Source organism: Pseudomonas sp. EA_5y_Pfl2_R50 (assembly GCF_963970475.1).
Lineage (GTDB): Bacteria > Pseudomonadota > Gammaproteobacteria > Pseudomonadales > Pseudomonadaceae > Aquipseudomonas.
On the sequence record NZ_CAXAPT010000014.1, the window covers coordinates 123,463 to 148,256 of the forward strand.

Below are 24,794 nucleotides of genomic sequence, written 5' to 3' on the forward strand. Positions count from 1 at the left end.
ATAAATCTAGTTTTTAATTGAAACCAGTTTAGCCTTCTGGAGGCACGCATGACAGTAGATGCCGACACAGCCGAGCAACGTTTATCCCGTCAGACTTCGCTATTGCAACAGGTCGATGCCGCAGAAAGCAGCAAATTTGATCGTTCTGCGGGGCTTTCTCCCTTGCTCACCTTGTTATTCTCGGTCACCTGCGCGCTTGCAGTTGCCAATGTTTACCTTGCCCAACCCCTGCTCGCCTCTATCGCTGAAAGCCTGGGCGTGTCCTCAGGATTGATCGGGGTGGTGGTGACAGCCACTCAGGCTGGATACGCGCTGGGGTTGCTGTTCATCGTTCCACTGGGCGACAGGGTGAACTGTAAACGGCTGATTCTGACCCAAGTGAGTTTTTCTGCAATTGCTCTGGCCGCAGTCGGCGCATCGCAGCATTGGCTGACGCTGCTGGGCGCGATGAGCGTGATGGGCATGTTGGCCGTGGTCGTTCAGGTGCTGGTGGCCTATGCCGCCATGCTGGCAACACCCTCTCAACGTGGGCAGGCAGTCGGAACCGTAACCAGCGGAATTGTCTTGGGCATTCTTATGGCGCGGTTCACCGCCGGGTTGATCGCCGATCTGGCGGGTTGGCGCGCCGTTTATTTCGTCTCATCAGGATTGATGCTGATCGTCGCGGCGGTGCTGTGGAAAATGGTTCCTGCAGTAGCGTCTTCACGCAATCAACATTCTTACCCGGTTCTCATCCGGTCGTTGTTCAAGCTGTTCATGACCGAACCGGTTTTGCGGATTAGAGGCCTGTTGGCCCTGCTGATCTTCGCCGCTTTTTCCGTGCTCTGGACAGCCATGGTGTTGCCGTTGAGCGCTCCGCCGCTATCGCTTTCACACACGGCCATCGGCCTGTTTGGCTTGGCCGGCGTCGCGGGAGCCCTCGCTGCCAGAAGAGCCGGTCGCTGGGCCGATCAAGGTCAGGGGCAACGAGTGACCGGTATTTCGCTGTGTATCCTCACGCTGTCCTGGCTGCCCATTGCGCTTGCCGAGACGTCCTTGATAGCACTGGTCTGTGGAGTGATCTTGCTCGACTTCGCGGTGCAATCCGTCCATGTCATCAATCAGAGCTTCATTTTCGCTGCACGACCCGACGCCCAAAGCCGCATGGTCGGCGCCTATATGTGTTTCTACTCGGTGGGTAGTGCGTTGGGCGCGGCAGCCGCGACCCAGGCTTATTCACTCGGTGGCTGGATGGCCGTCAACCTGCTGGGCGTTACGATCAGCGCGACAGCTTTAGTGCTGTGGGTGCTTATGCGTCATTTCTCCACGAACATTCAAGGAAGATCAGCATGAAGCTCCGGCACTTTGTTCTCGCCATATCGATTACTGCAATATGGGGCGTGAATTTCTCAGTTATCAAACTCGGTCTGACCACCGTCGACCCGCTCATTCTTGCAGGGATTCGCTTCACGCTTTGCGCACTTCCAGCGATCTTTTTCATCCCGAAACCTGATGTTCAGTGGCGCTATATTATTGGTTACGGGCTGATTTTCGGCATCGGACTTTGGGCCGTCGTCAATATTGGCATCAAGTCTGGTCTTTCAGCAGGCATCGCTTCGCTGGTACTTCAGTTCAGCGCGTTTTTTACTATTCTGCTGGGTGCATGGATGTTCAACGAAACTATTTCCCGCTACCAACTCGCGGGAATGGGGCTCGCCTGTTGCGGTTTGTTAAGCATTATCTTGATCGCTGACGGAACAGTCACGATGGCCGGATTATTACTCGTGCTGCTTGGAGCCATCGCCTGGAGTGCGGCGAACGTGATCAACAAAAAAGCCAAGACCACTCAGGTCTTCGCTTTTCTGGTGTGGTCCAGCGCGTTCTCACCCATCCCGCTTTTCGGTCTTGATTACGCGATTAACGGCTCGGTCGGTTACAGCGCATTGGTGCATCAACTCGACGACCGCGTCATCTTGTCGATCCTGTTTCAGGTCTATCCCAATACCTTGTTCGGCTATTGGGTATGGAATTCACTATTAAAACGATACCCAGTGTCGACGGTAGCGCCATTGTCGTTGCTGGTTCCAGTATTCGGACTGCTCGGTTCAGTGATGATTTTCGACGAGACGCTGTCAGCCAACAAAATCATTGCGGTCTTGCTCATCGTGTCGGGTCTTGGCGTCGGCTTATATGGACAGCGCATCTTCAGCGTGTTGTTCAAGCGCTCTGGCCGATGCGCATCGTGATGTAGCACCGGCTACTGATTCCATCCAGCTGTGGGCAGGTCACGGGGGGCTGATAATGGCTTGTTCGCTTATCCCCCAGGCTGCTTTGAGCGTTTCTTGTTTCAGAGGAATACCCGTAGGACCCGCTCCCAGCAAACGATCATTATCCAGATCAAAGGGCAATACCCACAAGCTCATGCCATCACCGTATTGAAAAACCGGTAACGCCCTTTGCAACCCTGACCAGTATGGATAAATCAGTACCAGTCTCGGGACACCTGTGCTTTTGCGATATTTATGGCCATAGGCGAAAAGCTGATAGAAATCACTCTGGCTCAAATCGTAGTTCTTCTCACGCCTGGACATATCGAGGCGTTTCCACTTCATGTCCAGAATCCAGCGCTGTTCCGGCGTATCTATGAGCAAATCCGGTCTCAAGCAGAACATACGAGCGTTGTCGTGGTTGCACAGAAATTGGCTAGCCGACTGAGGCTTTAACTTGGCAATCGGCTTTAACTGGATTCCCAGCCAGTTCTCAACATAACGCTCGAAAAGTTTTTCCATAGGAAATAGCAGGCTCATCCCCCGCCATTCGCCGCTCACGGCAATCGGCATATTCTGATTCAAGACCAGCTCGCACCAAGGTTTGATTGCCTGGTAATGAGCCATCAGGCGATCACGACTCCAGGTGCGCAAGTCTCGTGGTACCTGCCGGCTTACAGGCACCTCAGCCAACAGGGTGCGCAGTTCACTCGCTAATCGCCAATTGGCGGCGTCCTTAGTGCTCTCTGCCACACGTTCCAATGCGAGTTTAAGTAAGCGGTTTTCCGCCCGGTCCGGCAGGAACACATCGTGGCGGACCTGAAAGTTATGCTGCCGCCCCGGCGGCTGGCGAATTTGTGCCGCCAGGTTAAGTTGGCCGCGCAAAAATCGCTGGTCCTCTTCAATGCGCTGATAGTCGAAGCGAATACCACGCTTCACCAGGTGCTCCAGCTCACCTAAGAACTGCCCCATTACCCATTCCGTAATTGGGGCATTGAAAAGCTCCAACCCTGCCTCCGAAACCTGGCGCGGTTTCAGCGATAACGCCACTTGAATTAATTTGCGCAGCAGGCTTCGACTTTTGGCTTTGCAGCCATGCTTTTCAAAATGCTTAGGCAATATCTCCAGAACTGTGCCACAGGGCGTTTCGATCACACCCACGTAGCTGTCCCACTTTAGCGAGCGTCGGCCTTCGACCTGGAGCAAGGTTGCGCCACCCTTCCGAAAGCTTGCGCTCAGTTCGCATAGCCAGTCGAAGGCAGTTTCGGATATCTGAGCACAGTCGAGATCACCAGGCGGAACCGCAGTTGTTGTGAGCCTCGCGTACTCACGAACGGTAACGTGAACATTCAAACCTCCATCCCCTCGCGCGACTCGACAGACTCCTCCGCGTCGGTCTTACACTCAATTACGCCTGCATAAGCAGAGACACGACTAAATGCCGGCCCGTTAATACGCCAGACCTGATCCTCCGCGCGAACCTTTTCGCCAAATAACGAGTTGAGGTTAAGTTTCTTACGAAGCACAAAGCAGTCGTCTTCATGCTTACGATGATCATTGAATACCCACTGGATGCGCTGCCAATCTTCAAAGAAATACTCCTGCAATAAAGGGAGTACCTGATTACGGAAGATGAGTTCCAACTTCGCCAGGGTTGGGGTTTTCAGTAACGGCATAAAGTAGGCGTGCCCCAGACAATGTTCGCGATCCAATAAAACCTCAATCCGCTGGTTCATTACCCTAAGCAGTTGACCAATCTCCACGCCCTCCACCAATACACCATCCAGTAGCTTCGGTTGGGGCAACATTTCCTTAAACGTAAATCGTCGGCGCAGAGCGATGTCTAAACCTGCGAGTGATCGGTCGGCGGTGTTCATGGTGCCGATCAGATAGACATTTTTAGGCACGCTGAAAGGCTTTTTCGAATACGGCAGTTTCAGGCTAAGCGCCTCTTCTGCTCCCTCGCGCTTAGAAGGTTCGATCAGAGTGATCAGCTCACCGAAAATACGTGAGACGTTACCTCGGTTGATCTCATCAATAATAAGCACATAAGGAACGTCCGTACTGGCGGTAACCACTGTCGGTTCCGTTGGCTGTACACCCTGCTGCTGCAGATAGGAAAGCAAATCTGCCCAAGTGAAACGGTTCATGGCGTACACAGTTTTCAGGGTGAATTGCCGGCCATCGTTGAGCGGTAGAATGGGTAAGTTAATATCGCGGTATAGCCAGCGCACCGAACGCACATGCTGATAGTTTGTAATCACCCCGGCAGGTACTTGTTTTTCATAGCGGTATTCGCTTGTTACCACGCCAATCGAACCGATTTGCTCAGCCGAATGGATGCACAACAATATATCCCCCACGGCCATCTGCTCGGAAAAATAATTGAGAGTGCCCTTATCGCCTGCACCCAAGTCTTGGTAATAGGGGTTCTGTTCGTAATCCTCTCGCAGATCACCGGTCTTTCCCCAACCAATGCGTGCTTCGCCATTAGCCATGCAATAGCTCTTGCTTAGAGAGCCCCCTGTGCCGTCAATGGAGATTTTCCAGATTGCCGGGTTGGCTCGAACACCAAGATCAGTCGCCGGCTGGGTTCTTGCGTCATCACAAATACGCTTGAACACTCCGGCTTCAATCGGGTATCTCAACTGACCGGTTTCAGCGTCAGAATCTGCTCGAATCCCCTCTACAAAATCTTCATAACTGAAGCTCTGATGAAAGGTAACGAAACGCACGCGATCGGCAGTTACGAATCGATCAAATTCCTTCTTCAAGCGTTCGCGCGTCTCGAAGTCACTGCCGCTGTTTTGCGCTAAAAATTCCGGAGCAAGAATAGCCAGCGCCTGGTTAATGGTGGCGTAGGTTTTTCCGGTGCCAGGCGGACCAAAAAGAATTTGATTAAGGGCGTGCTCTGTCGTTTGATCAGTTGTCATAGCATCGGACTCTTCTTGTTCGGCTTGACCATATTTGCGGGGTACTAGCCCCGTTCCATTCAGGGTCAGATGCTTGCCCTTGAGTGCTTCGTCTACCAAGTCAAACCATTTGACCATGTCCGCCAATGTGGGATATCGAGTCGAGTCAATTTCCCAGTCCTGCTCTTTTGCTTCCATCAATGCACGATGATCCGCAATCCCCCGCAACGAGCAACGAATTTCCCCCCCGTACCAATACAGTGTGAACGCAGGTTTACCTTTCAGGCTGTCCTGCTCTCGAACACCAATACGGATATCCGGAGGATTAATGTTCACCGTCCAGTGGTCAGCCCGTGGGTACCGTTCGCGGAAATACCCCACTAACGTCCAAAACCATACCTGCTCTTCCGGCGTCCCCTTGCTTACTAACTGAAGGACCCGCTTATCGGCATAGCCTTCAATTGCGCCTTGATGTAGGTAGCGCTGGTATTCCATCCACTGCCGCAGTCCGCTTTGGACGTTGTTACTGTTGCTCCCACCAATTTTGGCGTGCTCACCGGCAGGACCGTAATCACGGTTCAGCTCTTCCAAGGCCTCGAGGTCGTTGGTCAGCAGAACATTGCTGCCAAAGTGCTTGGTGACCGTATTAACCCCGGATAGATAATTGTTAGCGGTGTTACTCGTCATTCCCTTGCTGATCAACCAATCTTTAAACAGCTTTCCTTGCGCATCGCTCACGGGGCTTTCTCCAGCATTGTTTGAGCCTCCGGCAGATTTAACTGACCGAAGAACCATTGGGTAAGAGGGTGTCGCGGAGTCGAATTGGCGTTCTTCCGGACGCACGGGTGCCTGGACGGTCGCGCCAAACTCTTCCTGTGAGTAACCTTCAATTATCGCAATACTTCTCGCGGGGATAAGCGCAGGCGGTATTGCGCCTTGAGTTCAGGCCGCAAAATATCATTCTGCCACGATGAATAGGCGTCATGTTCAGTGGTGCGAAACTCTTCCCGTAGCATCCCCCCTCACAAATACCACCGATACTCCCGCGCCCCAATCTCCTGCATAAACGCCAGATGATCCTGCCGTTTATTCTCGCAATACACATCGACAAACTCCCCGCCCAACCCCGCCCGCAACTGCGGCTGCTGCTGCATCGCACGCACGGCTTCGAACATTTCCTTGGGGAAATCAATGCCGCTGCTGCGATCTTCATTCAACGGCGCAATCGGTTCGTGGCCTGACTCCAATCCATGCTCCAGCCCCACCAGAATCGCCGCCAACACCAGATAGGGGTTGGCATCCGCGCCCGCCAGCCGGTATTCGATACGCAGGTTTTTTGCGTCTGATTCCGGGATGCGCAAGCACGCATCGCGGTCCTCATAGCCCCAACTGGCTTTGGTCGCGGTGTTCACGGTGCCGCCCAGGCGGCGCATGGCGTTCTGGTTCGGGGCGAAGATCGGCATGCTGTGCGGCAGCAATTCCAGGCAGCCGGCGACAGCGTGGCGCAACGGCTGCTGCTCGTTGGCGGCCAACAGGTTGTTGCCGTCGGCATCGTACACACTGACATGCACATGCATGCCGCTGCCCGGATGCTGCAGATACGGTTTGGCCATGAAGCTGGCACGGTAGCCGTGTTTGAGGGCGACGCCACGGGTGCTGCGGCAGAACAAGGCGGCCCAGTCGGCTGCGCGCAAACCGTCGTCGAGGTGACCGAAGTTGATTTCGAACTGACCGGGGCCGAGTTCGGCGGTGATCACGGTGGCGTCGATGCCTTGCGCTCGCGTGGCTTCGACCATTTCGTCGAGCACCGGGGCGAAGCGTGAGAGGCGTTCGATGTGCATGTTGGGCTGATCGTCGGCGTCGTCGGTCAGTTCATCGCGGGGGAACTGTGGCAAGCCGTCACGCAGTGTTTTGTCGAACAGGTAGAACTCCAGCTCAAACGCCACGACCGGGTGAATGCCTTTGCGCGCCAGGCGATTGAGCACTTGCGCAAGGACTTCGCGGGGTTCGAATTCAATGGGATTTTCGGTGCCGTCCGAAGTGATCAGCATCTGCCCGAGTGGCTGCGCTTCCCACGTGACCGGTTTGAGTGTACCGGGCACCAGTCGGCGCACGGCGTCCGGGTCGCCGTCGTTGAAGCAATAATCGCCAATCTTGAACAAGCCGCCCTGCACCCCTAACAGCACGCAATTCTGCGGCAGTTTCAGGGCGCTGCCGGCGGCGACTTTTTCGAGCATGTCGACCGGGTAGCGTTTGCCATAGAAGTGCCCGGGAATGTCCAGTGAAATCAGGTCGACATACCGCACTTCAGGGTAGTGTTGGCGAAACGCGCGTACTTCAGCGAGCAGATCAGCGCAGACAGCGTCCATGGTGTTCATCCTTTATTGTTCTCAGGTGTAGACCCAAAGCACTCGGGTGAGCTGCTCGGTGAGGTTGCCGTAACGACAGCGGGTGTGGCTGTCGAACTGAAAGCTGTCGCCGGCCTTGAGCGTGACCGGGTCTTCGTTGTCGCCCAGCCACAGCGTCAGTTCGCCCTCGAGGACGTAGCCGCCTTGCTCCGAGCTGTCGGTCAGATGGCGGTCGCCGCTGCTGGCGCCGGCGTCGAGATGACTTTCGAGCATGGAGAACGATGCGCGGATCTGCGGCGACACCAGAATGTCGGTGATGCCGTTGGCGTAATACAGCGTGCGGCGTTCGTCGGGACGGGTGACCCACGGCAGCTCTTTGGGCTTGAGCAGGCTGTAGAAATACGTGGTCGGCACGCCAAAGGTTTCGCTGATCGCGGTCAGATCCGCCACTGTCGGTCGCGACAAACCGCGCTCGACCTGCGACACAAACCCCACCGAGCGACCGATCTTGTCGGCGAGTTCCTTCAAGGTCCACTTCTTGTGCTTGCGCAGGTCGTGGATGAGGATCGCCAGTGCGGCGATTTCTTCTTGCTTGTTCATGGTTTACGTCTCATCAGATGCTGTCGCGCAGTCGATACCAGGCTTTGCCGATGGCTTCCAGCGGTGCCGCGAAGTGTTTGCCCCCTGGGAAGCGGCCGTTGCTCAGACCCTGATACAGCGCCAATTCGTCCGGGTTGCCGAGAATCGCGTCGGATACCGCACGCGCGGCGGCCAGCGTCGGCAGCACGCCGTGGCCGGAATAGCCTTGCAGCCAATAACGATTGTCGGCGCCGCCGATATCCGGCGTGCGATTGAGCGTCAGGTCGATGTGCCCGCCCCAGGCAAAATCCAGCGCAACCCCTTGGAGTTGCGGGAACACCCGCTCAAGAAACGGCCTCGTGGCGGCTGCGATGTCCTTGGGCATGCCGCCCAGGTAAGTGCAGCCGCCGCCGAACAACAAACGGTTGTCCGGCGTGCGCCGGAAATAATCGAGGACGAACTGGTTGTCGGTCACGCAAACATTGCTCGGCAACAGGGCGCTGGCTTGCTCCGGCGTCAGCGGTGCGGTGGCAACCTGATAAGTCCCCACCGGCAAGATGCAGCCAGACAGTTGCGGGTCGAGTTCGTCGAGATAGGCATTGCAGGCCAGCACCAGCACATCGGCGCGCACTGATCCGCGCTCGGTGTCGACGCGAAAACCGCTGCCCTCCTGCCGATAACTCAATGCTTTGCTTTGTTCATGGATGCGCCCGCCCGCCTGTTCGATGGCGGCGGCCAGGCCCAAGGCGAGTTTCAGTGGATTAAGGTGCGCGCCTTCCGGGTCATACAGCCCGGCCTGATAACGATCCGTGGCGACCCATTCCGGCAGTTGTTCGCGGGGGATGAACTGCAAGGCATCGTGGCCCCACTTGTGGCGGGCCTCGTGTTGCCATTCACTCAACAGGCTGACGCGGCGCGGCATCACCGATGTCCACAAATGCCCGGGGCGATAATCACAGTCAAACCCATGGCGCCCGGGCAGTGCGCGCAATTCCTGCGCCGCCCAGCGCATGCCGTCCCACAGGCGCCTGGCCCGTTCATGACCCAACGCTGCCTCGAGCGGCGGCATATCGCACGACCAACCGAGAATCGCCTGCCCGCCATTGCGACCCGAAGCAGCCCACGCCACGCGACTGGCTTCCAGCAGCGTCACGCGCTTGCCAGCCAGTGCCAGGCGCAATGCGCTGTGCAGCCCGCTGAAACCGGCGCCGATGATCACCACGTCAGTGTCGTGTGCGCCTTCCAGCGGCAGTCGATGACGCAGGATATCGGCGCAGCTGTGGGCGTAATAACTGTCGACGTGCTGGCTGGACTGCTGAAACATTCGCGACCTCGTGAAATTATCTTTTTATAATTTCATGAAAATCTACACAGATAATTTCACGCAGGCAACCAGCGGTTGCTCCAGTCAAACGTCATATCGCGCCGTCATGCGGGTGTGTCGGGAAAAAAGCGGCGAGCAGTGAATTATTTCGTGTCCTGATGTATCTGACCCAAAAGAGCAGCGCCATCAAATAGATGGCACCTGCGCGGAGACATGGATCAGTAGCAGAGAAAACCGCAATGAAATCACGCAAGAAAACCATCAAACCCATTGGCCTGAACGACATCACCATTGTCGACGACGCCAAGATGCGCAAAGCGATCACTGCCGCCGCCCTCGGCAACGCCATGGAATGGTTCGACTTCGGTGTGTACGGCTTCGTCGCCTACGTGCTCGGCAAGGTGTTCTTCCCCGGTGCAGACCCGGGCATCCAGATGATCGCCGCGCTGGCGACGTTTTCCGTACCTTTCCTGATCCGGCCATTGGGCGGGCTGTTCTTCGGCGCGTTGGGCGATAAATACGGACGCCAGAAAGTGCTCGCCGCGACCATCGTGATCATGTCCCTCAGCACCTTCGCCATCGGTTTGATTCCGTCGTATGCCTCGATTGGCATCTGGGCGCCGATCCTGTTGTTGCTGGCGAAAATGGCCCAGGGTTTCTCGGTCGGCGGCGAGTACACCGGCGCGTCGATCTTCGTCGCCGAGTACGCGCCGGATCGCAAACGCGGTTTCCTCGGCAGTTGGCTGGATTTCGGCTCAATCGCCGGGTTCGTCCTTGGTGCCGGTGTCGTGGTGTTGATTTCCACCACCCTCGGCGAGCAACAATTTGAAGAATGGGGCTGGCGCCTGCCGTTCTTCCTCGCCCTGCCCCTGGGCATGATCGGCCTCTATCTGCGTCACGCCCTTGAAGAAACGCCGGCGTTCCAGCAGCACGTGGAAAAACTCGAACAAGGCGACCGCGAAGGCCTCGCCGGCGGCCCGAAAGTATCGTTCAAGGAAGTCGCCACCAAGCACTGGCGCAGCCTGATGACCTGCATCGGTGTGGTGGCCGTGACCAACGTCACCTATTACATGCTGTTGACCTACATGCCGAGTTACCTCTCGCACAACCTGCACTACAGCGAAAACCGCGGTGTGCTGATCATCATCGCGATCATGGTCGGCATGCTGTTCGTGCAGCCGCTGATCGGCTTCATCAGTGACAAGATCGGCCGCAAACCTTTCATCGTCGTCGGCAGCGTTGGTCTGTTCATCTTCGCCATTCCGGCGTTCATGCTGATCAACAGTGGCAGCATCGGCCTGATTTTCTCCGGGTTGCTGATCCTCGCCGTGCTGCTGAACTTCTTCATCGGCGTGATGGCTTCGACGCTGCCGGCGATGTTCCCTACCCACATCCGCTACAGCGCGCTGGCCAGTGCCTTTAACGTATCGGTACTGATCGCCGGTCTGACTCCGACCGCCGTGGCGTGGCTGGTGGAAAGCACCAACGACCTGTACATGCCGGCGTATTACCTGATGGTGATCGCCGTGGTGGGCCTGGTAACGGGCGTGACCATGAAGGAAACTGCCAACAAACCCCTGCGTGGCGCAGCCCCGGCGGCGTCGGATATCGAAGAAGCCAAGGAACTGCTGCAGGAACACCACGACAACATCGAACAGAAAATCGAAGACATCGACGCCGAAATCGCGGCACTGGAAGCCAAGCGCCAGGAACTGGCGCAACAGCATCCGCGGATCGACTGACACACCGTCAGAGCATCAGCTAGCCTTGAATGCGCATCGCACGTCATTCAAGGAGCCGTCATGTTCAAGTTCATCAAGACCACCGTGATCGGTGGTCTGCTGTTCATCCTGCCGCTGGTGCTGATCGTCGTGCTGGTCGAAAAAGCCATTCACCTGCTGCGCGGGCCGGTGGAAAAACTGCTACCGATGTTCAAGAACTACGACGTGGCCGGCGTCACGCTGATCAGTCTGGCGACGTTGATCGGCCTGATCGTGCTGTGTTTTCTCGCCGGGTTGCTGGCACGCACTTCAGCGGCGGCCCGGGCCATGGAGGCCACGGAAAACAAGCTGCTCAGCAACTTGCCGGGCTACCAGTTGTTCAAGGACACCACCGCGCGTTTTGCCGGGCTGGAGAATGAGGACGGCTCCAGGGTCGGCATCATTGCCGAAGGCGAAGGCTGGAGGCCGTGCCTGATCGTCGAAAGCATCGATGACTGGTTGACGATCTTCATGCCCGACGGCGGCCCTGCCGGTGGCACCTCCGGTGAAGTCCGGCTGGTGCCCGCCAGTGAAGTGATTGTCACCGAATTGTCGTGGCTGACCCTGGCCACCGGGTTGCGCCGTGGCGGTCGCGGCATGCTTGCGCTGATCCAGCCTTGGGTGCCGAAAGCCTGATCATGGCGCGTTGACCACCACATACGTCACATCACTGCCCTGGTATTGCGGCTGGTACCAGGTCGAACCGCACTGCATGTAGGCGACGTTGTAGCGAATCACCTGCACGCAACTGCTGGGCATTTGTGCCGGCGTCAGAATCGAGCCGACCACTGCGGCGGTGACCGCTACCGTCGCGGTCACCGCCGCAGCCGTTGCGATCGGATGATAGTGATCGTCGTAGCCATAACGGCCATGCCCATCGACATCAATGTCGACGTCGCGATGATTGTCGATATTCACGTTACGGTTGACGTTGCGATTGCTGTTATTGACGTAAGCGCGATTGCCGACGTTGTTGCCGGCATTCAGCCGATTGCCCGAATTGACCCGATTGGCGGCGTTCACATGATTGGCGCGCTGCGGCGCATTGATCCGCTGCGCCCGTTGCGCATGGGGCGCCGGCGCACGGTTGACGTTAGCGCGTGCATGGCCCTGGGCGCGTTGCCCCCGGGCGTCCGCCTCAGCGACCAAACCTGCGGTCAACAGCATTGCGGTGGCCAGCGAGATCAACAGACTCCACGTCATTGACTTGTGCATGTCACTGCCCTCCCTGATCGCTGGTGTTTTTCATCGCAATCGCCACATCGCCCTTGCCCGGTTTGAAGGTGAACTGGCTGTCCGGGATCGTCGGTTTGAGGTTCCACTGGTAGACCGCGCTGTACTCGGGATAGGTCTTGTCGTCAGTGGTGGTGATCACCAGTTTGCACGGCAACGGTTTATCGGAACGGGTCAGCCACAACTGCCAGTCGATGCCTTCCTGACGGAACGCCAGGTGGTCGCAGAGCTGACCCTTGATGATCGACGGCCCGACGTAAAGCGCGGCTTTCAACGCATCGATCTGTGCCTGATCGCTGCCGAACAGAAACAGATCCTCCATCGGCACCTGCACGCCGTAGTAGTTCTCGACCTTGTGCAGGGTTTGCGCGACGGTGGCCGGGGCGTCCACTGTCGTGTAGTACTTCAGATAGGGCGAATACTGAGTGAGTTTTTTGCCGTTGTAGAAAAATTCACGGGTGCGCACATCGCCTTCGCTCTTGGCGTACAAACGGTCGTGGCCAACCACTTTCAGGGTGTTGAACGACTCGGTCTTGATCTTTTGCCCCGACTCCAGAACCGTGTCCCGCGAGACCTGCGCGTCGACCTGGAATTTCGGCAGGCTGCGCAGGTAATCGCCCATGTCGATAAGCTTGTCGACCACTTGCGGATTGACCAGTGGCGTGTCATCCGCCGCATCGGTGGCGGGTGCGGCCGGTGCCGCGGGTGGATCATCGGCGCGGACGCCCGGCGCGAAAACCAGCGTGAACATCAGGCAGACCATACTGACTGGGGCTTTCATCGGCTCCGCTCCTGTTCCTGTGTTGGGCGTGACGCCCGAGTGGGCGACTGACTGTCCAGCCTAGACGTCAGTATCGGGGCACGCCAATGTGCACGAACCCCCTGTGCATTGATGGCCAAAGGCTGTTATCGCGCTCCGATCCAAGTCCCTGCAAAGGCATCCGCAGCGCTGGAAAACCGTAAGAAACGGCCTACGCTGAATTTGTCCGTCGCTTGACGTCGGCGCTCATTGGAAGGATTCAGCAGGTAGTACGAGGGCTGGTCATGCAAGGTTCACGGAATGGATTCGGCGGTGCGCATCTGCGTCCGCAGCGTCAGGCACTGGCTTTGGAGCCAAGAATTCTCTTCGACGGCGCCGCGGCGTCTGCGGCGGCCGATCAACATCACAGCGATCCCGCTGCCCCGCCTGCTGCGGTAGATGCGCAAGTGCCTCACGCCACACCGACTGAAGGCCGAGCCGCCACCGAGCAGGCGCCGTCTGCGGCACGCAGCCTGTTGGTGATCGACAGTCGCATCGAAAACCGTGACCAGTTGCTCGCGCAATTACCCGGCAACGTCACGGCGATTGTGGTCAATGGCGGTGAAGATGGCCTGGCGGCGATCTCTGCCGCGCTGGCGCAATTGGGCAAGGTCGACTCGATCCAGATCATGTCCCATGGCGCTGCCGGGCAATTCACCCTCGGCAACCGCACGGTCACCGCGGACAACATCGATTCCCTGGGCAAAACCCTTGAACAATGGCGCGGCAACCTGACCCAGGGCGCAGACATTCAACTCTACGGCTGCGACGTCGGTGCCGGCGCTGCCGGGCAAACCCTGGTCAGCGAACTGGCACGCTGGACCGGTGCCGATGTCGGCGCCTCCAGCAACGATACCGGCAGCACCCGCGCAGGAGGCGACTGGACGCTGGAAACCCGAATCGGCGACATCGACAAGGCGCTCGCCATCAGCAGTCTGGCGATGGAGCACTTCGACGGTCTGCTCGCCGACGCCGCGCCGACCGCCTCGGTTTCCACCGCTGGCAGCGATGTGCTGCTGGGCGACCGTTTCACCTTTACCGTGAATTTCAGCAACACCTCGACCCAGGTCGGTTTCGCGCCGTTCATCAACCTGGCAATGCCCGCCACTGGCAAGGACGGTGACGACGGCGTCAATTTCATTTCGGCCACGTACCTGGGGCAAAACCTCATCAGCCATGTGGTGACGTTCGATGCCAACGGCAACGCGACCCATCCATTGGCCAAGGACGCCAACGGCAATTTCCTGATCATCAACGCCGCGACTTACGGCATGCGCGCCGGCGACAAACTGGTGGTCATCGAACTGCCGTTCGCCAGCGTGACCAACCAGCAACCGGTGATCGGTGTGCAGGTCACTGCCAGCCTGAGCAATCTGGCGGACACGTCGTTTTCCAACGGATCGCCTGATCTGACCATCCGCGCCAGTGGCGGCTTCGAGTTCGGCAACGATGCGCTGGACAACCCGACCAACGATCCGAGCCTGATTCAGGCTGGCACTGTTGCCTTCGTCGTGCATCCGACTGTGATTACCGTCAGCGAAACCATCAATGCCCCGGAAGGCGAAACCGCCACCGGCCCCAACTATGTGCGCACGCTGACCCTGTCGGCCACGCCAGCCCCCGGCCAGACGCTGACCAATATCGTCATCACTCAACCGCTGCCGGACAACATCCAGGTCAATTCCATCACCCCCGGTCCTGGCGGACGGCTGACCTCGATCACCTTGCACGACGGCACCGTGGTGACCAGTCCGGCGCAAATTGCCGTGTTGATTGCGGCCAACGACGTCTACATCAATTCGTTTACCGTCGCCTACGACAGCCTGACCGGCAAGACCGATACCGTGGTGGCCTTCTATGTGCCGGAATTCGACGCCGACGGTCAGCCCGTGATCAACCCGGTGACGGGCGATGCGGTCACCGTGACCCTTGGGCCGCCAACCGCTTCCGGCCAATGGGTGCCACTCGATCCGCGTGACCTGACCGCGCCGAACACCACCATCGACTTCAGCGGCACCGGGCAAGGCACGCAGTTCATCGCCAAATCGATCACCCTGCTGAAAACCGCGACGATGCAGAGCGACGTCGGCCACACCGGCATCAGCCCCGGCGACACCCTGCAATACACCCTCAACCTGGCGATTTCCGACTACTTTGCCTTCGGCAAGGACTTCTTCAATGAAGGCCAACTGGTCATCCGCGATCAACTCAGCGATGGCCAGACCCTCAGCGGCACGCCGACCATTACCGTGACCATCAACGGTGTGGCGCAGACCATCACCCTGGTCACCAGCGTGGTCAACAACGCTGATGGCACTACGTCGATGGTGTTCGATATCGCCCAGTCGCTGCGAAACGCGTTCTCCAATATTCGTGGCTGGCTCAATGGCGACCTGGCCTTCGACGACACCTTGCAGGGCGCGGTGATTGCCGTGTTGAGCTATTCGGCGATTGTCGGCCAGACCTACAAACCACCATCAGGCGACCCGCACCCCGACATCAACGAAGGCGATGAACTCGGCAACACCGCCACAGTGGATGGCACGTTGTTGCAGGATCAGTTCAACCTGACCGGCGAAAGTGAAACCGATGGTTCGGCCACCACCAGCGTGATTCCGACGAGCAACGTCGATATCAGCCTGGTTGAGGTCAACAACGGCGCGCCACCGGGCAACGGCGAATTGCGCCCCGGCGATGAGGTGACTTTCGAACTCAGCTACGACTTGATTACCGGCGATTACGAGCAATTCAAGCTCACCGCGTACCTGCCGCTGCCGCTGTTCAATGTCAGCGCAATTACCTGGGGTTCGGGTAGTGATGTCGGCCAGTGGGAACTGGGCGCCGGCAATACCAATGCCGGCGGCGTACTCAGCGTGACCAGCGCCAACGGCAATTCGGTGGTGTTCGATTTCGGCAGTTTCGCCACCAATACCACTACAGGCAGCCGCATCGTCATTCGCTTCACCGTGAGGGTTGGCGATCAACCTTTCGCTGACCAGCGCTCACTGGATGTACTGGCGCAGTCGAGCCAGCAGACCACCCTGACCGATCGCACGCTGATCTCTTCCGACGTGGTGGCGATTGTTTCCGTCGCTGAGCCTGTCCTGAACATCAAACACGGCGTGGTCTCCGGCTCCAACGGCACGGTCACTGGCACCACCGGCAGCTGGAATCCACCGGGCAGCATCGGCAAGCCGTTCAATGGCAACGTCACCAGTCTGGCGGCGGTGGACGGCAATATCGGCAACATCGACGGCGCCGACCGTTTGCGTCTGGTCACTGCGATTGAAAACACCGGTGGTGGCGGCGCCTTCGATGTCACCACCAGCATCACCCTGCCCTCTGGCCTGAGCTTTGTCGGCGGCAGTCTGGCGGCGGCCAATCTGCAGATTTATCGTGGCGACGGCACCTTGCTGGTGTTGGGCACCGATTACAGCGTCAGCGGCAATCAGATCACTTTCCTCGATGCTGGCGGTCAGGCCTCGCTTCTCGCCGGACGCAGCGGCACCGCCGCCGACACCAGCGGCGCCAACGTCGTGGTGATCAGCTATGACGTGGTGGTCAGCGCCACCATCGAGGCCAGCCGCAACCTGCAGACCACAGCCACCTTGAGCAATTACGCCAGCGTCAACGGCGGGACCGATTTTACCCCGACCGATCTCACCGACCTGGCCACTCAGCAAGTGGCCGCGCCGGTGATCAGCAAAGTGTTTGCCGACGGCACGCTGGACAACGGCGACTCCAGTGCCAGCCACACCAGCGGCAGTGATCTGGTGGTCGGCGAAAGCATGCGCTACGACATCGTCATCACCCTGCCCGAAGGCACCACGCAGAACCTGCGCATCGAAGACCTGATTCCTCCGGGCATGCGCCTGGACACCAGTTTCAATAACGGCCTCGGCTACCAGATCATCACCACCCGTGCCGGCAGCGGCGCACTGGGCGCCGACTTCGCCGGCAGTGTGCTGGTCAGCGGTTTTGCCGGGATTGGCGGCACGTTGGGCGGCGATGGCGTCGACGGGCGCTGGACGTTCAGCGTCTCCAGCGTTTCGGCGGACAACCAGACCGGCAACAACACCTTCGTGATTCGCCTGCAACTGGTGGCCAACAACGTCATCGCCAACCAGGCCAATGTCTCGCTGCAGAACAATGCGCAACTGCTGTTCAGCGACCCGGACGGCGACACCCCGAACGGTACAGTGGCTGTGGATCGCACTGTCGCCCTCACGGGTGGTCAGCCCACGGTAACGGTGCGCGAGCCGACGTTGCAGGTCAATCAGGTGATCACCTCCACCTCCGGCCTCGGCGGTTACGATCAGGGTGATACGGTGACGTTCAACATCACCATCAGTAACGGCAATGGTTCCACCGATTTCAGTGCGTTCGACATCAGTTTCCTCGACACCCTGCCGACCCAGTTGAGCAACGTGACGCTGGTCGGCGTGCTCTATCAGAACGGCGCGACCAACAACGGCGGTGTGGCGTTTGAAATCGTCGGTGGCCAGTTGCGCACTGCCAGCGGCGCCAATATCGACATCGCCAAGGGCGGCAGCATCGTTTTGCAACTCAGTGGCGTGGTCAACGCCAGTGCCGCCGCGTTGTCGAACATCGCCAACGTCGCCAGCGTGCAGTGGACCAGCCTCGACGGCGGCAATGCCGGCGAACGGACCGGCGTCGACGGCGTGCTCAATGGCGGGACCCTCAACGATTACCGCAACCTCTCGACCTTGCTGATTCCGGTGGCACAGGCCATCGAAATCTCTCGCGTCGGTGGCCTGCCGGACACGGCCGCGCCGAACCCGACCACCGCAACGGTCGAACAAGTCACGGTCGGCGAAGTGATCCGCTACCGCGTGGTGGTGCTGGTGCCCGAGGGCAATAACCCCAACTATCAGATACAGATCACCCTGGCCAACGGCTTGCAGTTCATTTCGCCGGACGCACTGGTGAATGCCCTGCGCATTGCTTTCATCTCCAACGGCGGGCTGACCAGCGACGCCAACCTGATCGTCGGCGGCACGCTGAATATCGACGGCAACGAAGACAGCCCGCAAGCCCTGCCGATCACCTCCGACCTGTCCGGTCTGGCCCCGCAAGGCATTTTCGACCCCAGCCGGCTGTCCATCGTCACCAATGCCGATGGCAGTCAGGTGGTGACGTTCAACCTCGGCACCGTGGTCAACGGCAATGGCAACGATGACGACCTCGAAGGCATTTCCATCGAATTCAACGTGCGTGTGACCAACATCGCTGCCAACGTCGCCGGAGCGCAATTGGGCGTAACGGCGCGGGAAGTCGTCAACGGTGCCGGTCGCGCGGTCAGCGACACCGTGTTCGAGCGCGTGGTTGAACCGGGTTTCAGCGGGCTCGACAAGCAGATCGTCAGTTTCAATCCAAACCCGACCGGCACCAGCGGCACTGCCACGGTGCAACTGAGCTTCACTCAGAACGGCGGACTGCCGGCGTTCGATGCGCAGGTCAGCGACGGTTTTGTCGGCGGCAGCAATTACACACTGCTCAGTGTCAGCATCAATGGCGTGACATATGGCCCGGGCAATTTGCCGGCGGGGATCAGCTTCAGCACCAGCGGCGGTTTGAGCGTCAATTTCGATCAATTGGATGTTGGCGCGCAGATTCAGGTGCGCTACTCGGTGAACCTGCCCAATTCGACCATCGTCGCCAGCAGCAACGCGACGTTGACCTGGAGCAGCCTGCCCGAGGATTTCACCAGTTGGGGCGGCAACAGCGTCGGTGTCGACGGCAGCACCACCGGCGAGCGCACCGGCAGCACGGTCGGCCCGAACCAGTACATTCTGCGCGACAATGCCGGGCTCGGCGTCATCACCGGTACGCTGTGGAATGACACCGCTTCGCCGACCGCCAGCGCGACGCCGGATGGCGCAGGCCTGGCCGGACAAACCGTGACCCTGACCTGGGCCGGCACCGACGGACGCCTCGACACCACCGCCGACAACCTGCAATTCACCACCGTGACCGACGCCAACGGCCAATACCGTTTTGGCGTACTGCCCCTGGGTGTGTTCCGCATCGATGTGCCCGCCGGGCTGGTCAGCTATCCGCAACCCGTGGGTGATCTGCGCGTGCGCGTCGACAGCGATGCCGGCACGCTGGGCCAGATCACCATCACCTTGGGCGATGCCGACACCCAGAGCGCCAACGCCGGTTACGTCGAACAGAACGACGCGCCGGTCAATACCCTTCCCGGCACGCAAAACGGCCAGGAAGACATCGTTCTGAATATCGGCGGCATCAGCGTTGCCGATGTCGACGCCAGCCGCGACCCGAATATCAACGACCGTGACATCAGCGTGATTCTGACGGTCACCCACGGCACGCTGTTCCTCGGCGCAAGCGTGCCGGGCGTTACGGTCAGCGGCGCCAATACCGCGAGCCTGACCCTGACCGGCAACCTTGCCGACATCAACAGCGCCCTGGCCAGCCTGCAATATCTGGGCAACGCCAATTTCAATGGCACCGATACCCTGACCGTGGTCAGCAACGACCGCGGCAACTACGGCGATGCCGACGGTGACGGCATTCCGGGCACGGCCACCGATGCGCTGAGCGACACCGACACCCTGCAAATCATCCTCGCGGCGGTCAACGACAATCCGGTCGGCGTCAACGACAGCGCTACGGCGCTCGAGGCCGGCGGCACCAACAACGGCGCGGCGGGCATCGACCCGCGCGGCAACGTGCTGAGCAACGACACTGACGTCGACATCGCCACCAATGCCGATCAGCTTCACGTGGTCTCGGTCGGCCCCGGTGCCGGCATCCAGACACCTGTGCTGGACGTCACCGTGATCAACGGACTGTACGGCCAGTTGATCATCGGCCGTAACGGTTCCTATCAATACGTCGTCGATAACAACAACGCCGCCGTACAAGCCTTGCGCGTGTCGGGGCAGACGCTGCGGGATGACTTCAATTACGTGCTCGCAGACCTCGCCGGTGCGACCTCGACGGCGACGTTGAGTGTGACCATTCAAGGCGCCAACGACACGCCGCAAGGTATCGATGACAACGGTGTGGCCATCGAGGCGGGCGGCGTCAACAACGGCACACCTGGCAGCGATGCCATCGGCAATGTGTTGACCAACGATCAGGACGTCGACAGCGCCGCCAATGGCGAAACCCGCACCGTGACCGGCATCCGCCCGGTGGCTGAAGCGGGCACCGGCAACTTTACGGCTGTCAGCGCTGCCACCGCGATTTCCGGGCTCTACGGCACGTTGACCATCAACCCCGACGGCACCTATCGGTACGTGGTCGACAACAGCAACGCCACGGTGCAGCGTCTTAGCGCCGGTCAGCAGTTGGTGGAGTTTTTCAGCTATCGGCTCACTGACACCGGTGGCCTGGATGACGTTGCGCAATTGCGCATCGTCATCCAGGGCGCCAACGACAACCCGGTCGCCAGTGATGACGCGGCTTCGGCGCAAGCCGCATCAACCAATGGTTCCGCGTCGGAAAGCAATCCAACGGGCAACGTCATCCAGTTCCCCAGCCGTCCCGGCCCCATCAATCAACCGGGTGGTAATGGTGTCGACCAGGACGTCGATGCCAACGACCAGCCAAGCAGCCAGTTGCTGGTCAACGGTGTGATCAACAAAAGCGAGGCCAGTTACAACCCGGCCACCGACGTACTGAGTGGCGTCGCCACCGGCACCACTTCGGCCAACGGCACCGTCGTGGTCGGGCTCTACGGCACTTTGCGCATCGGTGCCGACGGCTCGTTTTTCTATGACGTCGACAGCACCAATGCAGCCGTCCAGACGTTGGCTCCGGGGCAGACCCTGACCGAGTTTTTCACCTACCGCGTCACCGACACCAGCGGCCTGACGGACACCGCGCAACTGGTCATCACCGTGCATGGCGTCAACGATCCTCCAGTGGCGCAGAACGTGATTGCCGTCGCCACTGAGGCCGGCGGGATCGGCAACAACACACCGGGGGTCAACCCTTCGGGCGACGTCACGGTCAACGACACCGATCCCGATGGCGACCCGTTGACAGTGACGCTGATCAAGTCTGGCGCCACTGGCGATCCGGGCACACCGATCGCGGTGAACCTCGGCGGCACGGTCATTGCCGGGTTGTACGGCACGCTGACAATTTTCCCTGACGGCAGCTACGTCTACGAGGTCGACAACAGCAACCCCGATGTTCAGGCCTTGCGCCGGGGCGCCGATCTGCTTCTGGAGCGCTTCACCTACACCATCAGCGATGGCGTCGGGGCGACCCCGGAAACCGACACGGCGGAAATCATCGTGTTGATCCGTGGGCAGAACGACAACCCGCTGGCCAGTGATGATTCCGGCGTGGCCATCGAGGCCGGTGGCTTGAACAACTCCCAACCGGGTCAGGACCCGAGCGGCAATGTGCTGGACAACGACAGCGATGTCGACGGAGGTGAAATTCCCGGCGACCTGCCCGACCATGACTACGGCGAAACCCGCTCGGTCTTCTCGGTGCGCACCGGCAGCGAAGCGGCAACCGGCACGGCCGGCGCCCTCGGCGCGGAACTGCGCGGCACGTATGGCTGGCTGACGCTCAATGCCGACGGCAGCTACAGCTATCGTCTGGACAACAGCATGGCGGCGGTTCAAGCCCTGCGCGCCGGCAATACCCTGCTCGACTCGTTCAGTTACGAGGTCATCGACGCTGCCGGTGCCACAGACCGTGCGACGTTGAACATCAGCATACAAGGGCGCAACGACACGCCCGTCGCGCAGAACGACAGCAACACCGCCGTCGAAGCCGGGGGCTTGAACAACGCCATCCCAGGCACCAACCCCAGCGGCAACGTGCTGAGCAACGACACGGATGTCGATGGCAACGGTGAAGTGCTTAGCGTGATCGGCGTCGCTCAGGGTACTTCGGTGGGGCTGATCGGCAGTCCTTTCAACGGCACATTCGGTCGATTGACCCTCAATGCCGATGGCAGTTACAGCTATCTGCTCGACAACTTGAATCCGCAGGTCCAGGCACTGCGCAGCAATGCCGACACCCTGACGGAAACTTTCACTTATCAGATCCGCGACCTCGCTGGTGCGACCAGCACAGCGACGCTGACCATCACCATTCGCGGGGCCAACGACAATCCGCTTGCCGGTGACGACAGTGCCGTGGCGGTCGAGGCCGGCGGCACGTTCAACGGCACGCCGGGGGTCAATCCGAGCGGCAACGTGCTGACCAATGACACCGATGTCGATGCCAACGACGTCAAACGGGTCACGGGTATTCGCACTGGCAGCGAAGCGGCTGGCGGCACTTTCACCAACGTTGGTGTCACGCAGACCTTCAGTGGTCTGTACGGCACCTTGACGATCAATGCCGACGGCACTTACAGCTACGTGATCAATAACAATCTGGCGGCCGTGCAGGCATTGAAAGTCGGCGATTCGCTGGTGGAAACCTTCACCTATCGCTTGCGTGATCTCGCCGGTGCGACCGACACCGCGCAATTGAGCATCCGCATTGACGGTGCCTGGGACGCGCCGGTCGCGGCCAACGATACGACGCTCGCCGTGGCCGATAACGGCAAGGGCAATGGCGTCAATCCGAACGGCAATGTGCTGCCCAATGACACCGACGTCGATCAGGGCGACAGCAAGACCGTTACCGGCATTCGTTTCGGCACTGAAGATGCCGGCGGCACTCTGGCCGGCGTCACCGCAGGCACCGACAACAGCAACGGCACGCTGATCAACGGCCTCTACGGCCAACTGATCATTGGCGCCGACGGCAGCTTCACTTACAACCTCGACTCGAGCAATCCGGCGGTGCTGGCTCTGGGGCCGCTGCAATTTCTCAACGAGCGCTTCACCTATCAGGTCACCGACCGTGGCGGGCAAAGCGATCAGGCGGAAATCCGCATCATCATTCGTGGCCGCAACATCGCGCCGGACGCCAACACCGACACGGCGACAGCGGTCGAGGCCGGTGGCAGCAACAACAGCCAGCCCGGGATCAACCCCGGCGGCAATGTTCTGGATAACGACACCGATGCCGAGAGCGATCCGCTGTCAGTGATCGGCATTCACACCGGCACGGTCAGCGCTATTGGCACGGTGGGCAGCGTCGGCACGTCGTTGCGCGGACTGTACGGCGACCTGTTGATCAACGCCGACGGCAGCTACACCTACACCGTCGACAACAGCCTCGCCGCCGTTCAGGCCCTGCGTCAGAGCGGTCAGACGCTGAATGAAGTGTTCACTTACACCATCGTCGACCGCTGGGGCGACAGCAGCACCGCCGAGCTGCGCATCACCGTTGATGGTCGCAACGACACGCCGGTTGCCGTGGATGACAACGCCACGGCAGTCGAGGCCGGCGGCGTCAATAACGGTACGCCCGGCAGCAATGCTACGGGCAATGTGCTGGACAACGACAGTGACGTCGACAGCGTGGCCAACGGCGAAAGCAAACACGTGCAAAGCGTGAGCAACCAGGCCGGCCAGTCCGCCGGCGCCGGGCAAGTATTGATCGGGCTTTACGGGCAACTGACGCTCAACGCCGATGGCAGCTACACCTATGTCATCGACAACAACAATCCCGTGGTGCAAGCCCTGCGCACGGCAGGCCAAACCCTCAGCGAAACCTTTACCTATCGCATGGTCGACACCGCCGGGGCGACCTCGGATGCACGCCTGACCGTGGTGATTCAAGGGGCCAACGACGCGCCGGTGGCGCAGAACGACAGCGGTTTTGCCAGTGATCAGGCACCCGCGCCGCAAACCACCGGCAACGTGTTGCCCAACGATGGCGACGTCGACAACAACGACAGTCTGGTGGTGGTCGGTATCCGTACCGGCGCCGAGGCGGATTCAGGGACTGCGGGCCTGATCGGTCAGCCGATCATTGGCCTCTACGGCACATTGGTGTTGAACGCCGACGGCAGCTACACCTACACCATCGATCAGAACAACCCCGCCGTGCTGGCGGCTGCCGGTCTCGGACAGATCCTGCGCGACGTCTTCACCTACACCATCAGTGACCGTAACGGCGCCAGCGATCAGGCCGAACTGGCGATCACCCTCGACATTGCCACACCGTTCATTCCGGCGCCGGGCGGCAACAACTTCGAGCGCGACACGAACACCCTGAACCGCAACTTCCTCCTCCCCGATCCGCAGCCGGCGGTCTTCGTTACGCCGGTGGTTGAGCGCGCCGCTGAAATCTCCGAACTGTCGGCCTGGGGCGTCGACGGCAGCAACCTGCGTCTGGCGGCGGTCGGTGAGTTCACCAGTGATTCGGTGGGCAACGGTCTGGGTCTGGTGCCGGGGCAATTCGTCCAGCAAGCGGTACGCACCAGTCGCCTGGAGAGTGAACTGGATCTGCTGTGGATTCAGGGGCGTCAGGGTCGTACCGGGTTGAGTGCCGATGGGCTGTTGAGCGATCCGTCGTTGTTCACCTTGAACCCGGCAGACCTGACGCACAGTCCCGCACACGCTGAAAAACAACAGGAAAAACCACGGGGCAAAGGCTTCAGCGCGCAATTGCGTGATGCAGCGCAACGGCGAGCACCACGGTAAGGCCGTCGAACTGAAAAAATTTCAAGAATGCA

General features: G+C 59.6%; 12 protein-coding genes. 5 read left to right on the forward strand and 7 right to left on the reverse strand.

Annotation, left to right across the window (positions count from 1 at the left end):
• The first annotated feature begins 48 nt into the window (after window positions 1–48).
• On the forward strand, window positions 49–1,332 hold the full coding sequence (locus AACY19_RS22470; protein WP_339453803.1) for an MFS transporter: 1,284 nt from the start codon (window positions 49–51) through the stop codon (window positions 1,330–1,332).
• Complete coding sequence (locus tag AACY19_RS22475; RefSeq protein ID WP_339453804.1) at window positions 1,329–2,225, forward strand: EamA family transporter; 897 nt, start codon at window positions 1,329–1,331, stop codon at window positions 2,223–2,225. Before AACY19_RS22470 ends, AACY19_RS22475 begins: the two co-directional genes overlap by 4 nt.
• 39 nt (window positions 2,226–2,264) lie before the next feature.
• On the opposite strand, the gene AACY19_RS22480 is transcribed toward AACY19_RS22475, so the two are convergent.
• From AACY19_RS22480 to AACY19_RS22500, 5 genes are all read right to left on the reverse strand, one after another.
• A complete protein-coding gene (locus tag AACY19_RS22480) occupies window positions 2,265–3,599 on the reverse strand; it encodes an McrC family protein (RefSeq protein ID WP_339453805.1) in 1,335 nt (444 codons plus the stop codon).
• Window positions 3,596–5,179 (reverse strand): AAA family ATPase, encoded by a 1,584-nt coding sequence (locus AACY19_RS22485; protein WP_339453839.1) that lies wholly within the window; start codon window positions 5,177–5,179, stop codon window positions 3,596–3,598. Before AACY19_RS22485 ends, AACY19_RS22480 begins: the two co-directional genes overlap by 4 nt.
• Window positions 5,180–6,180: 1,001 nt before the next feature.
• Window positions 6,181–7,527 (reverse strand): glutamine synthetase family protein, encoded by a 1,347-nt coding sequence (locus AACY19_RS22490; RefSeq protein WP_339453806.1) that lies wholly within the window; start codon window positions 7,525–7,527, stop codon window positions 6,181–6,183.
• Between the two features lie 21 nt (window positions 7,528–7,548).
• Complete coding sequence (locus AACY19_RS22495; RefSeq protein WP_339453807.1) at window positions 7,549–8,106, reverse strand: helix-turn-helix domain-containing protein; 558 nt, start codon at window positions 8,104–8,106, stop codon at window positions 7,549–7,551.
• 13 nt (window positions 8,107–8,119) lie between these two features.
• Entirely contained in the window at window positions 8,120–9,409 is a 1,290-nt protein-coding gene (locus AACY19_RS22500; protein WP_339453808.1) for an NAD(P)/FAD-dependent oxidoreductase, read from the reverse strand.
• A 239-nt stretch (window positions 9,410–9,648) separates the two neighbouring features.
• Between AACY19_RS22500 and proP the strand changes: the two genes are divergently transcribed.
• A complete protein-coding gene (gene proP, locus AACY19_RS22505; RefSeq protein WP_339453809.1) occupies window positions 9,649–11,151 on the forward strand; it encodes a glycine betaine/L-proline transporter ProP in 1,503 nt (500 codons plus the stop codon).
• Between the two features lie 60 nt (window positions 11,152–11,211).
• Window positions 11,212–11,805, forward strand: coding sequence for a hypothetical protein (locus AACY19_RS22510; protein WP_339453810.1), 594 nt, complete (start codon window positions 11,212–11,214; stop codon window positions 11,803–11,805).
• Here the strand turns inward: AACY19_RS22510 and AACY19_RS22515 are convergent, their stop codons facing one another.
• Both AACY19_RS22515 and AACY19_RS22520 read right to left on the reverse strand, forming a co-directional pair.
• Window positions 11,806–12,384 carry a hypothetical protein gene (locus AACY19_RS22515; RefSeq protein WP_339453811.1) on the reverse strand — a complete coding sequence of 193 codons (579 nt, stop codon included), beginning with the start codon at window positions 12,382–12,384 and terminating at the stop codon, window positions 11,806–11,808. It lies immediately after the preceding gene.
• 1 nt (window position 12,385) lies between these two features.
• Window positions 12,386–13,183 (reverse strand): DUF2092 domain-containing protein, encoded by a 798-nt coding sequence (locus AACY19_RS22520; protein ID WP_339453812.1) that lies wholly within the window; start codon window positions 13,181–13,183, stop codon window positions 12,386–12,388.
• Window positions 13,184–13,446: 263 nt separating this feature from the next.
• Between AACY19_RS22520 and AACY19_RS22525 the strand changes: the two genes are divergently transcribed.
• Entirely contained in the window at window positions 13,447–24,762 is an 11,316-nt protein-coding gene (locus AACY19_RS22525) for a VCBS domain-containing protein (RefSeq protein ID WP_339453813.1), read from the forward strand.
• Window positions 24,763–24,794 lie beyond the last annotated feature (32 nt).

Bases quoted from the DNA above. Each gene is read 5' to 3' on its own strand.
- AACY19_RS22475 (WP_339453804.1), top strand. From the start codon at position 1,329: ATGAAGCTCCGGCACTTTGTTCTCGCCATATCGATTACTGCAATATGG.
- AACY19_RS22490 (WP_339453806.1), bottom strand. From the start codon at position 7,527: ATGGACGCTGTCTGCGCTGATCTGCTCGCTGAAGTACGCGCGTTTCGC.
- AACY19_RS22520 (WP_339453812.1), bottom strand. From the start codon at position 13,183: ATGAAAGCCCCAGTCAGTATGGTCTGCCTGATGTTCACGCTGGTTTTC.
- AACY19_RS22485 (WP_339453839.1), bottom strand. From the start codon at position 5,179: ATGACAACTGATCAAACGACAGAGCACGCCCTTAATCAAATTCTTTTT.
- AACY19_RS22510 (WP_339453810.1), top strand. From the start codon at position 11,212: ATGTTCAAGTTCATCAAGACCACCGTGATCGGTGGTCTGCTGTTCATC.
- AACY19_RS22525 (WP_339453813.1), top strand. From the start codon at position 13,447: ATGCAAGGTTCACGGAATGGATTCGGCGGTGCGCATCTGCGTCCGCAG.
- AACY19_RS22495 (WP_339453807.1), bottom strand. From the start codon at position 8,106: ATGAACAAGCAAGAAGAAATCGCCGCACTGGCGATCCTCATCCACGAC.
- AACY19_RS22515 (WP_339453811.1), bottom strand. From the start codon at position 12,384: ATGCACAAGTCAATGACGTGGAGTCTGTTGATCTCGCTGGCCACCGCA.
- AACY19_RS22500 (WP_339453808.1), bottom strand. From the start codon at position 9,409: ATGTTTCAGCAGTCCAGCCAGCACGTCGACAGTTATTACGCCCACAGC.
- proP (WP_339453809.1), top strand. From the start codon at position 9,649: ATGAAATCACGCAAGAAAACCATCAAACCCATTGGCCTGAACGACATC.
- AACY19_RS22470 (WP_339453803.1), top strand. From the start codon at position 49: ATGACAGTAGATGCCGACACAGCCGAGCAACGTTTATCCCGTCAGACT.